Source organism: Pantoea sp. SIMBA_079, from assembly GCF_046940275.1.
In the GTDB taxonomy this organism is placed as follows: Bacteria; Pseudomonadota; Gammaproteobacteria; order Enterobacterales; family Enterobacteriaceae; genus Pantoea; species Pantoea borealis.
Window position 1 is genome coordinate 1 of record NZ_JAWRYR010000002.1, and the last position, 13,811, is coordinate 13,811.

Annotated in this window: 12 protein-coding genes; 8 read left to right on the forward strand and 4 right to left on the reverse strand. The window is 52.1% G+C overall.

The genetic code is table 11. The features are described 5' to 3' along the window. Positions 1–250: 250 nt before the first annotated feature. On the reverse strand, positions 251–688 hold the full coding sequence (locus tag SB719_RS03885; RefSeq protein WP_412158916.1) for a VOC family protein: 438 nt from the start codon (positions 686–688) through the stop codon (positions 251–253). 570 nt (positions 689–1,258) lie between these two features. Next, on the reverse strand, positions 1,259–1,816 hold the full coding sequence (locus tag SB719_RS03890; protein ID WP_240484873.1) for a histidine phosphatase family protein: 558 nt from the start codon (positions 1,814–1,816) through the stop codon (positions 1,259–1,261). 633 nt (positions 1,817–2,449) lie between these two features. Here SB719_RS03890 and SB719_RS03895 point away from each other — a divergent pair. The 7 genes from SB719_RS03895 to SB719_RS03925 all read left to right on the forward strand — a co-directional run bounded on the left by SB719_RS03895 (position 2,450) and on the right by SB719_RS03925 (position 10,066). Beyond that, positions 2,450–3,436 (forward strand): autoinducer 2 ABC transporter substrate-binding protein, encoded by a 987-nt coding sequence (locus tag SB719_RS03895; RefSeq protein ID WP_065647618.1) that lies wholly within the window; start codon positions 2,450–2,452, stop codon positions 3,434–3,436. A 249-nt stretch (positions 3,437–3,685) separates the two neighbouring features. Continuing rightward, entirely contained in the window at positions 3,686–5,206 is a 1,521-nt protein-coding gene (locus SB719_RS03900; RefSeq protein ID WP_304234516.1) for a sugar ABC transporter ATP-binding protein, read from the forward strand. After that, positions 5,199–6,188: an ABC transporter permease gene (locus SB719_RS03905; protein ID WP_065647616.1), complete on the forward strand. Its 990-nt coding sequence runs from the start codon at positions 5,199–5,201 to the stop codon at positions 6,186–6,188. Before SB719_RS03900 ends, SB719_RS03905 begins: the two co-directional genes overlap by 8 nt. A gap of 1 nt (position 6,189) precedes the next feature. Further along, positions 6,190–7,143 (forward strand): ABC transporter permease, encoded by a 954-nt coding sequence (locus tag SB719_RS03910; protein WP_412158917.1) that lies wholly within the window; start codon positions 6,190–6,192, stop codon positions 7,141–7,143. A gap of 28 nt (positions 7,144–7,171) precedes the next feature. Continuing rightward, positions 7,172–8,812, forward strand: a complete 1,641-nt coding sequence (locus SB719_RS03915; RefSeq protein ID WP_065647614.1) for an FGGY-family carbohydrate kinase — start codon at positions 7,172–7,174, stop codon at positions 8,810–8,812. Continuing rightward, positions 8,809–9,414: a KpsF/GutQ family sugar-phosphate isomerase gene (locus tag SB719_RS03920; protein ID WP_304234498.1), complete on the forward strand. Its 606-nt coding sequence runs from the start codon at positions 8,809–8,811 to the stop codon at positions 9,412–9,414. Before SB719_RS03915 ends, SB719_RS03920 begins: the two co-directional genes overlap by 4 nt. Positions 9,415–9,427: 13 nt before the next feature. Further along, the gene (locus SB719_RS03925; RefSeq protein WP_412158918.1) at positions 9,428–10,066 is read left to right on the forward strand and encodes a glutathione S-transferase family protein; all 639 of its coding nucleotides are present in this window, start codon (positions 9,428–9,430) and stop codon (positions 10,064–10,066) included. A 104-nt stretch (positions 10,067–10,170) separates the two neighbouring features. On the opposite strand, the gene SB719_RS03930 is transcribed toward SB719_RS03925, so the two are convergent. Together SB719_RS03930 and SB719_RS03935 are read right to left on the reverse strand one after the other, a co-directional pair. Continuing rightward, complete coding sequence (locus SB719_RS03930) at positions 10,171–11,403, reverse strand: MFS transporter (protein WP_304234494.1); 1,233 nt, start codon at positions 11,401–11,403, stop codon at positions 10,171–10,173. 537 nt (positions 11,404–11,940) lie between these two features. After that, positions 11,941–12,519, reverse strand: a complete 579-nt coding sequence (locus tag SB719_RS03935; RefSeq protein WP_065647612.1) for a DUF4142 domain-containing protein — start codon at positions 12,517–12,519, stop codon at positions 11,941–11,943. A gap of 563 nt (positions 12,520–13,082) precedes the next feature. Here SB719_RS03935 and SB719_RS03940 point away from each other — a divergent pair. After that, a complete protein-coding gene (locus SB719_RS03940) occupies positions 13,083–13,589 on the forward strand; it encodes a GNAT family N-acetyltransferase (RefSeq protein ID WP_412158919.1) in 507 nt (168 codons plus the stop codon). The last annotated feature ends 222 nt before the right edge of the window (positions 13,590–13,811 follow it).

Below are 13,811 nucleotides of genomic sequence, written 5' to 3' on the forward strand. Positions count from 1 at the left end.
CGTCTACGTGGGTTCTGAAAAGATTACGGATTTAATGAGCCGGGTATGCACCCTGCTGAGCAGCTTCAGTGAGGCGCCCGTCGTGCTGATAACCGGTGCCGGAGAGCGGTGCTGGTCAGGCCTGCGCGTGATTAACCTTGAATAGCCCAGCCCTGTTCAGCAGCTCCGGCCATCGCGCTGCAGAATGATGCCTGACCCGGTAACCGCCTGCATGTGCGTCATACCAGTACGCGGTGACACGATGTGGACTTTATTGACCCTGCTCCATCAACTCTAGCGTCTGTCCATCGGGGCTTTGTAAATAGATTACTCTGGTTCCCTGCATGGGGCCCGATAAGATTGTCTGAGGTTTACCTGGTGTCTTCCAGCCATACTCAGATGCTTTACTCAAGAGCGTATCAATATCCTCAACTATAAATGCAAGGTGAGCATAGCCAGGGATATAAGGTACTGAAGGTTCTTCTGGCTGTTTGATGTTATCGTATTGCAGTAATTCAATTTTGATGCCAGCCAGTTCAAGCAACGCCATTCGCACATCAGCGACCCTTGCGCCTGTCACTTCATCAATGATAGGCCCAGACATTTTTCCTTCGCGTAATAACTTTCCGCCAAGAATATCAGTCCAGAAAAATAATGACTCTTCAATGCTTCTGACTGAAAATCCGACGTGATCTGCTTTTTTTATCATATAATTACCTGCTGTGCGCGACTGCATCGTAAACCAATATCAATTATAGAAAACCTGAATGTTCGCTGTGAGCAAACATATCTGAATGGCTTAATTGAACATACTACTGTCCGGACCCGGGTACTGCTGTTGCAGTCAGAAAAGATTCTATTCCTGTATGCTTAGACACCCTGGACGACGTGCTCCGGAGAACAGAAAAACCGTTGAGCTGATCTCTATGTCAGAACTACGCGGTCACGGCCCGGCGTTGGGTAGAGCAGCTCTCACCGGTCCGGCCATAAAGATGACAATGCAGGTTATCTCTGTGGTTGCGGATTCTGAGCGTGCATATGCAGGTATGGCGCGTGCTAAGGCATCAGGAAGGTGATCCTGACGTAGAGAGCATATGTGTTCCTTCACATTCAGAAGGGGCAGAAAGCATACATGTCCCCAGACAAGCAGCACAACGATTGATAGTATAATTTTCGATCAAAGCGAACCGTAGCGGTTGTATCTGTTTGTTGTGTGCCGGAAACGAAACGACTCATTTCCAATGTCTGAATAGGCCAGATATGCCCTTTCCATATTTACTTACTGAAGCCTGTAGCTACTTGCGTTCCAGTAACCACTACCCTGATAACGATATTCTTTGAAACCCAACGACCTCAGTTCCCTTGCAATTAGCCGATTCATTACTCCATGTCCCATAAGCAGCACGGGGCCGTCAGATCTTTTTGCAAACGCTGCAAGGATACCCGCAGCCTGAATAGCACGTTTCTTTGCTATTCCCACGCGCTCTACGTCACGGGATATGCCGCATAACCACATGACGCGGAAAAAAACAGCCCATACGGTCGGGGATAGCCTGAAACCGGGCATAGGAAATACCGGCAGATCTGCTTCCCTGAAAACCTCATCAATGACATCCGGTTCAAGGTCTAATGCTTTCAGGGAAGAAAGTGCTCTGGGAAGAGGGCTACTCAGGATTTGCGATGCGCTGAACGCCAATGATTTACTGGACTCAGGCGGTATATCTTCTCCTGTATCAGAACGATCATAATCTGCAATCCAGTTGGACATTTCACGGCTCGTTACTTTCGCAGAGCCTGTAAAAGCGGGCTTTCCATGACGCATTAAAATAATTTCCATACAACGCTTCTTGCTTGTGGTCCTTCCAGGCGGTCAGACTAACGCGATAAACATATGACGCACCACTACTTTGTCCAGGATTGATACTGATCGATGAGGTGATATGTCAGGTGAGAATCACTGTATGAAAAAGTAAATACCTTAATACACACTTTACACCGTCATGATGTCCGCTTCTCGCCCATAGCGGACATCAGCCCGATGTCAGTCCGCTTAGCGCCACAACCGGACTGCTTACGTCGCTTCCCGGTTTGCCGCAAGACGAAACCGGGGTCTGCCCGCTGCCTTCGTGACCCTGTTCACACTCTGCTCAAATAAAAAGCATGGCCGCTACCAGACTGATGATAAAAACACCGCCGATGGTCGGTTAAGTTAATTTATTGTTAATAAATTACTTAATAAATGTTAATAAAAGGCAGGTTTTTAGCCCCGTAAAATAATAACCCGGCTCAAAACGGATTTTTATAACTTATTTTTTACATAAAAAACCATTTAATTTAACAAATGTGGGCATTGCTCACATTTCGCTCAAGGGCGAGCGAAAAGCGATATCTCCTTACGTTAATCTCAGAACGTGGATGTGAAAGCTGTCGCCTGTCCCCTTTATCAGAACCTCATAAGAAAGGTACCGAAATGAAATTTAACCTCGCATTAGTCAGTGCATGTGTGGTTTCAGCATGCATGTTATTTACAACACCTTCATTTGCCGCCAAACCTTACGATATCGCCGTCGTTGCCAAAGTTACGGGCATTCCCTGGTTTACCCGTATGGAGGTCGGCGTAAAGGAAGCCGCGCAGAAACTGGATGTCAACGCATACCAGGTCGGTGCGTCTACCCCGGATCCGGCCCAGCAGGTCAAGGTTATTGAAGATTTGATCGCTAAAAAAGTTAACGCAATCATTGTGGTACCCAATGACGCTAAAGTGCTGGAACCGGTGCTGAAAAAAGCCCGCGATCAGGGCATCGTGGTATTAACGCATGAATCGCCGGATCAGCAAATTGGCCAGTGGGATGTCGAAACCATCGACAGCCAGAAATATGCTCAGGCCAACATGGATGAGCTGGCAAAAGATATGGGTGGCAAAGGGGGTTACGCCATTTATGTCGGCTCTCTGACCGTGCCATTGCACAATGCGTGGGCGGATGCTGCGATTAAATATCAGAAAGAGAAGTATCCGGACATGCATGAAGTGACTTCACGTCTGCCAGTGGCCGAAAATATTGATAAGTCATACTCCACCACGCTGGATTTAATGAAAACCTACCCTGACCTGAAGGGGATTATCGGTTTCGGCTCGCTCGGTCCTATCGGTGCCGGTCAGGCTGTTCAGCAGAAACGTGCAAAAAACAAAATTGCAGTTGTCGGTATCGCTATGCCAGGCCAGGCGGCTCCTTACCTGATGCGCGGTGATATTAAGAAAGTTCTGCTGTGGGATCCGAAAGATGCCGGTTACGCCTTGGTGACAGTTGCCGATCAGCTGCTTCAGGGTAAAGAAGTGACTAAAGAGCTGAGTATTGAAAAATTGGGCAAAGCCGATGTAGATATGGATAAAAAAGTGATCCGCTTTAATAAAATTCTTGAAGTCACACCAGAGAATGCGAAATCACTTGGCTTCTGATGGGTCATTTTAATTATTTTATTTTCCGGAGATATATTATCTCCCGCGCTACACCAGGCAAATAGAAACAGATACGGCGTTGTATGCTGTGCTGTATCTGAATTTCTACTGAGAGATTGAAAACCTATATCCTAAATAACCCGGATTGGGTGTGCATGAATTCCTGCGATCACATCCGTCAGTGATCCGCAGGAGTAAGTGCAGCCAAAGCCCCAGCCCGAATATAACCGGTATGCTTAAGGATCTATGATGGATACGCTCAACACGCCCCCTGCCCCTGCTGAAGCCTTTATCAGCCTTGAGAAAATCAGTAAAAAGTTTCCCGGCGTATTAGCACTGGATAATGTCAGCCTGACGCTCAATAAAGGCGAAGTGCATTGTCTGGCCGGTCAGAATGGCTGTGGCAAAAGCACGATAATTAAAGTTATTTCCGGCGTCTACCAGCCGGAAAAAGGCGCGGCGATTACGCTGGATGGAAAACTATTTCATACCCTGACGCCGCAGCTCTCTTCCTGGTACGGTATTCAGGTTATTTATCAGGATCTGTCTCTCTTCCCAAATCTGTCGGTAGCCGAAAATATTGCCATTAATCGTTATCTTCCGGGCGGTGATTTTTGGGTACATCGTGAGTCAATGCGCAAAAAGGCTGTGGCGGCGATGCAACGGGTCGGCGTTTCTCTGGATCCGGATCGTAAAGTAGAAAAGCTTTCAATCGCCGACCGTCAGTTAGTGGCAATATGCCGCGCAATCGCCGCTGATGCCACGCTGGTGATCATGGATGAACCCACGGCATCACTGACCCGCACTGAGGTCAATGGCCTGCTGCGGGTAGTAAGTGAGCTGAAAGCCGCCGGTATCTGCGTGGTGTTTGTCAGCCATCGTCTGGATGAAGTAATGGAAGTGGCCGACCGTATCAGCGTGATGCGCGACGGCAAACTGGTCGGCACCTGGCCGGCGAGCGAACTCGACAGCAACGAGCTGGCGTTCCTGATGACCGGGCAGCGCTTTACCTACAGCCACCTGCCGCACCGGGCACCCGCCGGGGTGACGCCGCTGCTGGAGGTCCGCCATCTGAGCCGCAAGAGCCAGTATCATGATATTTCGCTGTCACTGCGTCAGGGCGAGATCACATCGATTATTGGCCTGCTCGGTTCCGGGCGTACGGAACTCTGCCTCAGCCTGTTCGGCATGAGTCAACCGGACAGCGGCGAGATCCGTATTAACGGTAATGCAGTGAAATTCCACTCTAACCGTGACGCTATCCGGCACGGTATTGCCTATGTGTCAGAAGACCGTCTGACGCAGGGGCTAATCATGGAGCAATCCATTTACGACAACACGCTGGTATCCATTTTTGACAAGCTGCACACCCGCGCCGGATTGATGGATCACCACAAAGCCGCCCTGGTGGTGAAAGAGCTGATTCGTGACCTGAACATTAAAGTTTCGGACAGCAGCTTGCCCGTGAAAACGCTTTCCGGCGGTAATGCACAGCGTATCGCCATCGCCAAATGGGTAGCGACGCGGCCACATATCCTGATCCTCGATTCGCCGACTGTCGGCGTGGATATTGCCAACAAAGAGGGAATTTACCGCATCGCACGCGATCTGGCAGAGTCCGGCATGGCGGTGCTGATGATTTGCGATGAGATCCCGGAAGCGTATTACAACAGCCATCGCGTGCTGGTGATGCGCAAAGGTGAACTGGTAGCGGAGTTTGCGCCGCATCAGAGCAGCGAAGCGCAGATTGCGGAGGTGATCAATGGGTAATAAATCGCTCTCGAAACTGTTTTCACAGCACGAATTCTGGCTGGGATTGCTGGTTCTGCTGTTGGTGATTGGTCTGAGCGTCCGCACCAGCGAGTTTATGACGCTGGGTAACCTGACGGACGTCGCCACCAGCTACGCCATTCTCGGCATCCTGGCCTGCGGTCTGTTTGTGGTGCTGATCGCCGGAGGTATCGACATCTCCTTCCCGGCCGTAACCTCCATCGGCCAATATGTGATGGCGAGTTACATCATCCATCACGGTGGCAGCTTCCCACTGGCATTTGCTATGTCGATGGGTACCGGTTTGCTACTTGGGCTGGTCAACGGTTTTCTGGTTTACTGGCTGCGCGTACCGGCCATCATTATCACCATCGCCACGCTGAACCTGTTCTACGGTTTGCTGGTGTATCTCACTAACGGCACCTGGCTGTACGGTTTCCCCGACTGGTTTATGAACGGCATTAACTGGTTCTCCTTTACCGCCGCCGACGGTTACGACTATGGGCTCACCCTGCCGCTTCTCAGCCTGCTGGGGGTGATCATCGCTACCGGTGTACTGATGAACCGGACCCGCGTGGGTCGTCAGATTTACGCTATGGGCAGCAATCGTGATGCCGCTTCGCGTCTTGGTCTGAATATTTTGCGGCTGCATTTCTACGTCTACGGTTTTATGGGTTTGCTGGCGGGCATTGCTGCCGTGGTGCAGGCGCAGATCACTCAGTCGGTCGCGCCCAACTCCCTGCTCGGTTATGAGCTGACGGTCCTGGCAGCTGTAGTTTTAGGCGGGACCAGCATGACCGGCGGGCGTGGCTCGCTGACCGGCACCATTCTGGGCGTAATGCTGCTGGCCTTCCTGCAGAATGGTTTGACCTTACTCAGCATTTCATCTTACTGGCATCAGGTATTCAGCGGCGTGATCATTCTGGTCAGCATCAGCAGCACCGCGTGGAATGAAAAACGCAAACTGGCAAAGGGAATGTGACATGACAACCTTAAACCGGCTCTTCCCCGGCGACCGCATCATCCGTCTGCAGTTGCTGATTATCGTCGCCGTTGCCGTGCTGTTCTCGTTCACGCTGGGCGGCAGCTTCTACAGCGTCGGCAATTTCCAGTCGATCGCTTCACAGTTACCGATTCTGGGCATGCTGGCGCTGGGAATGGGAATCACCATGCTTACCGGCGGTATCAACCTTTCGATCATCGCCGGTGCCAATGCCTGTTCGCTGGTGATGGCGACCATTCTGGTGGCGCACCCTGACCAGCCGCTATATTTCGCGCTGGCGCTGCTCGCCGGACTGGCCGTAGCGGTAGCCATTGGCGTGCTCAATGGTGCGCTGATCGCGTATATCGGCGTTTCGCCGATCCTGGCGACGCTCGGTACCATGACGCTGATCGCCGGGCTGAATATTCTGCTGACCAACGGCGCAGTGCTTTCCGGTTTTCCGGCGGCCATCCAGTATCTCAGTAATGGCAGCCTGATGGGCATTCCGGTTGCCCTGCTGTTATTCCTGCTGGTAGCGCTGCTGCTGTGGGTCCTGCTGGAACATACCACGCTGGGGCGCAGCCTGTATCTGATGGGCTCCAACGAACAGGCTACGCGCTTTAGCGGTGTTAACACGCACAAAGTCACCATCGCAGTGTACGTGCTTTCTGCGCTGCTCGGATGGGGTGCAGCACTGCTGATGATGTCCAAATTTAACTCGGCGAAAGCGGGCTACGGCGATGCCTATTTACTGGTGACCATTCTGGCCTCTGTGCTCGGCGGAATTAATCCCGACGGCGGTTTTGGCCGGGTTATCGGGCTGGTACTGGCGCTCATCGTCCTGCAAATGCTGGAGAGTGGCCTGAATCTGATGGGCGTCAGCAGTTACCTGACTATGGCGCTGTGGGGTTGCGTCCTGATCCTGTTTATCGCACTGCAAAACAGAAAATCATAAGCGAAAGCTTTCTAAGAAAGGAAAGAACATGGCGAGTTATTTTATTGGCGTAGACGTAGGAACCGGCAGCGCCCGCGCGGGTGTTTTCGATATGACTGGCCGTATGCTCGGTCAGGCCAGCCGTGAAATTACGTTATACCGCCCGAAAGCTGATTTTGTTGAGCAGTCTTCCGACGAGATCTGGCAGTCCGTCTGTAACGCTGTGAGAGACGTAATCAGCCAGGCCGATATCAATCCGATTCAGGTGAAAGGCATCGGTTTTGACGCGACCTGTTCGCTGGTGGTGCTGGATAAAGAGGGCAAACCCCTGACTGTCAGTCCGTCCGGACGCAGTGAGCAAAACATCATTGTGTGGATGGATCATCGCGCCATCACTCAGGCAGAACGTATCAATGCCACCGGCCATCGCGTGCTGGAGTTCGTTGGTGGAATTATCTCGCCGGAGATGCAGACGCCCAAACTGCTCTGGCTGAAACAGCACATGCCGACCACCTGGAACAACGTCGGGCATCTGTTCGACCTGCCAGATTTTCTTACCTGGCGCGCCACGCAGGACCCCACGCGCTCGTTATGTTCCACCGTCTGCAAATGGACCTATATCGGTCATGAAGACCGCTGGGATCCAGGCTATTTTCGTCAGATCGGTCTGGAAGATTTGCTGGAAAACAACGCATCAAAAATCGGCAGCGAAGTAAAAGCTATGGGTGAGCCGCTGGGGCATGGGCTGACACAGCGCGCTGCCGCAGAGATGGGACTGATAGCGGGTACCGCGGTCAGCGTCTCGATTATTGATGCTCACGCAGGCAGCCTTGGCATTCTTGGCGCCAGCGGTGCATCCGGCGAATCAGCGGATTTTGACAACCGCATCGCACTCATTGGCGGCACATCTACGGCGCATATGGCGATGTCGCGTAGCGCGCGCTATATCGGCGGCATCTGGGGGCCCTATTATTCGGCGATCCTGCCAGATTACTGGTTGAATGAAGGCGGACAATCCACTACCGGCGCGCTGATTGACCATGTGATTCAGTCGCACCCCTGCTATCAGGATCTGCTTAAACAGGGCAAAGACAGCGGTAAAAACATTTATGAGGTCCTCAACGGCATTCTGCGCAACATGGCGGGCGAATCTGAGAATATTGCGTTTCTGACTAAAGATATTCATATGCTGCCCTATTTTCACGGCAATCGCTCACCGCGCGCCAACCCGACACTGACTGGCACGCTGACGGGCCTGAAATTGTCACGCACGCCGGAAGACATGGCGCTGCATTATCTCGCCACCATACAGGCGCTGGCGCTCGGCACTCGCCACATTATTGAAACCATGAACCAGAATGGTTACTGCATTGATACGATGATGGCGTGTGGCGGCGGCATCAAAAACCCAATCTTTGTGCAGGAGCACTCCAACGCAACGGGCTGCGCGATGCTGTTGCCGGAAGAGAGTGAAGCGATGCTGCTTGGCAGCGCTATGATGGGCACCGTCGCGGCGGGCGCTTATGACTCGTTGCCAGAAGCGATGGCCGCCATGAGCCGTATCGGTAAGACCATCACGCCACAGACAAACAAAATCAAAGAGTATTACGATCGTAAGTACCGCGTCTTCCATGAGATGTATCATGACAGTATGAAATACCGGCATCTGATGCAGGGGGAATCGCAATGACTGCGGATGAAGAATTTGCCCTGGCGTGTCAGGGCTGGCAGACCTACAGCCAGGAGTTACTGGCGCTGCAGCGTCATCTCAATGCCGCGACCTGGCAGCAGCTGCTGATGCTGGTCACCGGCTGCCAGGGAAAAATTGCCGTGACGGGCGTTGGTACCTCGGGCATTGCCGCCCGAAAAATCGCCCACATGCTGGCATGCGTCGAGCAGCCGGCGGTGTATCTCAGCGCTACCGATGCGGCCCATGGCGATCTGGGCTTCATGCGCAGCAACGACCTGATGATCCTGATATCACGGGGCGGGAACTCTGAAGAGCTGACGCGCCTGTTGCCGACGCTTAAAACCAAAGGCGTGACGATTATTAGCGTGACGGAGAATCCGGACTCAGCCATTGCCCGCGCTGCCACGCTAGTGGTGAAAACGCATGTTCAGCGTGAAATCGACCCGCTTAATATGTTAGCCACTACCTCTATTGTGCTGGTGCTGGCGGTATTTGATGCGCTGTGCGGCAACATTATGCTGCGTAACGGCTTCGATCAGAAGCGGCTGCTGAACGTTCATCCGGGCGGCAATGTCGGTAAAACGCTGCGCGAACAGGATTAAACAGGAGAGCCCGATGCTGACAGTATGGGGAAGGAAAACATCATCGAATGTGCAGGCGCTGATGTGGTGTATAGGCGAAATGGGTCTGCCGTATAAACGTCACGATGCAGGGCATAAGTATGGCGGCACAGACTCTGAGGCGTTTTACGCCCTTAATCCCAATCGTACTGTACCGGTATTGCAGGATGACGCGAATCCCCCTCTGTGGGAAACAGGCGCGATATTGCGTTATCTCGCTCATCGGTATGGGAGTGAAAGCTTCTGGCCTGCTGAGCTGTTAGCTAAAACCGACGTTGATCGATGGGCTGAGTGGTCAAAGCTTAATATTGCGCAGGCATTCACTGCGCCCGTTTTCTGGCGAGTGGTGCGCACGCCTGAAGACAAACGGGACGCTGAGGCTATTCAGTCAGCCGTAGCGTATTTTGAAACCAGGCTTCAGATTGCAGAGGAGCGCCTGGCAAAACACCCCTTTTTAGCCGGAGACGCCCTCACACTGGCAGACATTCAGTTTGGTCACGTATTGTACCGTTATTATGATATCGATATTGAGCGAAGCCCCCTTCCCTATGTGCGGGCATATTATATGCGCCTGACTTCCCGTCAGGCTTTCCGTGAACATGTCATGGTTTCTTATGATGAGCTCAGGGCGTAGTCTTGAACAGAAACCGGAATAGACCACCCGCCTCTGGCTCATAACGGACCTTGCCACCCGACATCAGTCCGCTCTGTGTCAGAAACGGTATCACTTTTAGAGTATCACCGGCTGCGCTTTGTATCCGGCATGAACAGCGTAGCGAAGCCCAGCAAAGGCAGGAAAGCACACAGGCTGTAAACCCACTCAATGCCATAGACATCCGCCATTTTTCCAAGACCCGCAGCGGCGAGCCCGCTGATACCAAACATCGTGCCAAACATGATCCCGGCTACCATTCCTGCACGACCGGGAACGATTTCCTGAGCGTAAACCACCAGCGCAGAGAATGCCGATGAGAGGATCAGGCCGATAAAAATGGTGAACACAATGGTCCATACCAGGCCTACATGGGGCAGTAACAGCGAAAAAGGGATAACGCCTAAAAATGAAATCCACACCACCGCCTTACGACCAATGCGATCGCCGATCGGTCCGCCGGCAAAAGTGCCGACCGCCACGGCTGCAAGAAATGCAAACAGGCAGAACTGCGCGTGCTCCAGCGGCATGCTGAAGCGGTGCACGAGGTAAAACGTAAAATAGTTACTCAGTGAGGCGATATAGGTAAATTTAGCGAACATCAGAACGCTGACCACAGCCAGCGCCTGAAAAATTTTTGCCCGGGAAAATGTCTGCAGCGCGGCGCTGCTGTGGCGCTTCATGTGCGCCTGACCGTGGCGGGCGGACCACTGGCTAAGCCGGGTCAGAATGACAATGGCGACCAGCGCACACAGCATTAGCCAGGCCACAGAAAGCTGGCCATGAGGAATAATCAGTAGTGCGGCCAGCAGAGGACCAAACGCCGATCCCGCATTCCCGCCGACCTGAAAAGCGGACTGCGCGGTACCAAAGCGTCCTCCCGACGCCATCCGGGCGATGCGTGAGGCTTCCGGATGGAAAACGGACGAGCCAACGCCAATCATCGCCGCGGCAAGTAAAATCATCATGAAATTCCCGGCAACCGCGAGCAACCCGATCCCCATGAGGGTGACGCCCATGCCCGCAGGGAGCAGAAAAGGTCTGGGGTGTTTATCGGTGTAAAGGCCTACCCAGGGCTGAAGCAGAGACGCCGTTATCTGGTATACAAAAGATATCAGGCCAATCTGCGCGTACGTGAGCGTAAAGCTTGCCTTAAGCATGGGATAGATTGAGGGCAATACGGCCTGAATCATGTCATTACAGCCGTGCGCGAGCGCTGTAGCCCCTACGATGCTGGCAAGGAACCCCTGAGCGGAGCCGGCGGTTTCTGAGGAAGGGATCGCCGGAGAATGTTCGGGTTCTGTAGAATGCGAAGCCATATTCATGTCTCTTTGCAGATGAAAGTAAGTCGGTTTTAAAGGTCTGATGCCGGGACCGTCAATGCTGCAGAATCCGTGCCTGTGCCGGGTGGCATCGATCAGCTGATAAACCCGCACCGGATAACAGCAGTGAGTGACCTGGCAGATCTGGCGACCATGTCAGGCATGATGTTCTCCCGATTTTTATACAGGATACAGGATCCATTGTCAGAAACAGGATGCATCAGTGCCCGGCTGCATCTTGCTGCACCCTGTTGAGCTAAATATACGCGTGATTGATAAAGACTTACGACGTCTGCATCTGTCCGCTTTGTGTGAGAGCGGAACCTGGCATGATGACGCTGTAGCTGTGCGAACATCAGCTGCGGATCTATTCTGGCGAACAACCCGTAAAGTGAGTGTCAGCTTGCGACAGCGTCCAGGCGGGCGTTATGCGGCTTCTTTAGGTGTAAAAACCGCGCATGTTCTTTAATGCTGACACTCACAACGTTTTTACTGCAACGCTTTATATTTACATCTCAGGAGCCTGTAAGGTAGTTATTTACCGGCTTGCGACATCTCCTGGGCAGACTTCAGATGTTCCTCGACAACCGGCGTATGCGCGTCAGCCAGCGCTTTGACGTCAGGGTCCTTGATCTTTTTTGCGTCACTCTGCAGGGTCGACAGCACCATCTTGTGATCCTGAGTGCCGGCGTTTGTCATATACATCTTGTCAAATTCAGCGCCGCTCTGTTTTTCCAGTTTAGCGGCCATAGTTTTGTGCTTAGCGTCTGGCTCAGTTGGCAGCGTTACGCCTTTTTGTTCGGCGACTGTCTGAACTTTAGTCAGAGCGGCGCTGTGATCGTCTACCATTTTCTGCGCATACGCTTTTACGTCGCTACTTTCCGCTTTGTTCAGCGCGATTTTGCCGGCGGCGACTTCATTGATATTGGCCTGCGCCATATCCTTCAGCGCTTTTTCATCGCCGTTACTCAGTTTGCCGCCCGACATACTCTGGCTGGCAGCGCCATTCTGTGCTGCGCTGGCTGGCGTCTGAGCATACACGCCAGCCGTGCTAAACATTGCTACTACTGCCGACAGAGCCAGCACGCGTTTCAGGGTTTTATTCTTATGCATATTGTTCTCCGGAATATTTATACGATGGCTGACGTCAGGCTATTAACCCCGGACAGCCTTGCAGGGAAATCAGAAGTGCATTAGTCAGTATAGACAGGGAAAAAGAGAGGCATGAGCCGGACTTGCCTGCCGTGCTATATCCCGGAAGATCTGCATATGACAGGTCAGAATGAGATCGTTAAAAGCGAGTCGCGAAAAATCTGCGCGCTTTCAAAAAAACGAAACGATTCTTTCTGAGAGTGATCAATGCAATATGCAGGTTGTACATTCTAAACCTTCACTGAATTTCGGGGGAGTTTCTTCCTGAACAAGCGCCAGCAATTTTGACGTTGCCGGAGGCCGGATAACCCGCCCGGCAAAAACGCTAACTGAGGCATCTGAGATAAGGTTGAAACAGGCGTTCAGGATAAAAGATAATTAACCGGGCCCCTTAAAGATTTCATTAACCAGCATTGAAAATAACGCCGGCTTATGCCGGAAGGTGATGCTGTTTACTGCGTAATAGGTTATTTTTTTGAAATCGGGGCACAAGGTTAACATCGCCGCATAAAAAGGAGTGTTAAATGGAAATAGCAACTGCGCGCTTACAGCTCGAACCTTTTAATGACTCTCACTATCAGGGGCTCAGGGCGATGGATAATGATGCCAGCGTGATGCGTTATATCAACAAAGGTGTAGTTAAAACCCCGGAAGAGACCATAGAAAGTATCAGGCGTGTGCAGGCCCGCTGGGATAAATACGGGTTTTCATGGTGGGCGATCAAACATAAGCGTTCCGGCGTGTTCATTGGTGCAGCCTGCCTCCAGCGCCTGGCAAATGTTGAGGATGCCCCCTTAGAGATTGGCTGGCGGCTTGTTCCTGAACAGAATGGTAAAGGCTATGCGACGGAGGCCGCTAAAGCGATTATAGATTTCGCGGTAACGCAGGCGGGCGCAACGTACCTGGTGGCTGTCGCCGACCCTGACAACATCCCCTCTCATAGAGTAATGCAGCGATTAGGCATGACTTACAAAGCAAAAGAACAGCATTACAATGAGATCTGCGTTGTTTACGAACTTCACGCCGGTTAACCGTAATGCAGTTCTGATACAAGGTCCGCTTTAAGTCAGAAGCGGACGCTGGCAACGCTATCAGAATGTATATTTTGACGAACACGCCACAGAAGACTTTGCAGCCTCCTGGGACTTAATATATTCAAAAATTCCCTTTATTGATGCTTTGTCCGGATATTTTACTTCACTCAAATGAATGGATAAGGGTATGACTGTTCGCTCTTAGCGCAGATCTGTGTA

Excerpts from the sequence above, each read along its gene's own strand:
- SB719_RS03885 (WP_412158916.1), bottom strand. The coding sequence starts at position 688 with ATGATAAAAAAAGCAGATCACGTCGGATTTTCAGTCAGAAGCATTGAA.
- SB719_RS03890 (WP_240484873.1), bottom strand. The coding sequence starts at position 1,816 with ATGGAAATTATTTTAATGCGTCATGGAAAGCCCGCTTTTACAGGCTCT.
- SB719_RS03895 (WP_065647618.1), top strand. The coding sequence starts at position 2,450 with ATGAAATTTAACCTCGCATTAGTCAGTGCATGTGTGGTTTCAGCATGC.
- SB719_RS03900 (WP_304234516.1), top strand. The coding sequence starts at position 3,686 with ATGGATACGCTCAACACGCCCCCTGCCCCTGCTGAAGCCTTTATCAGC.
- SB719_RS03905 (WP_065647616.1), top strand. The coding sequence starts at position 5,199 with ATGGGTAATAAATCGCTCTCGAAACTGTTTTCACAGCACGAATTCTGG.
- SB719_RS03910 (WP_412158917.1), top strand. The coding sequence starts at position 6,190 with ATGACAACCTTAAACCGGCTCTTCCCCGGCGACCGCATCATCCGTCTG.
- SB719_RS03915 (WP_065647614.1), top strand. The coding sequence starts at position 7,172 with ATGGCGAGTTATTTTATTGGCGTAGACGTAGGAACCGGCAGCGCCCGC.
- SB719_RS03920 (WP_304234498.1), top strand. The coding sequence starts at position 8,809 with ATGACTGCGGATGAAGAATTTGCCCTGGCGTGTCAGGGCTGGCAGACC.
- SB719_RS03925 (WP_412158918.1), top strand. The coding sequence starts at position 9,428 with ATGCTGACAGTATGGGGAAGGAAAACATCATCGAATGTGCAGGCGCTG.
- SB719_RS03930 (WP_304234494.1), bottom strand. The coding sequence starts at position 11,403 with ATGGCTTCGCATTCTACAGAACCCGAACATTCTCCGGCGATCCCTTCC.
- SB719_RS03935 (WP_065647612.1), bottom strand. The coding sequence starts at position 12,519 with ATGCATAAGAATAAAACCCTGAAACGCGTGCTGGCTCTGTCGGCAGTA.
- SB719_RS03940 (WP_412158919.1), top strand. The coding sequence starts at position 13,083 with ATGGAAATAGCAACTGCGCGCTTACAGCTCGAACCTTTTAATGACTCT.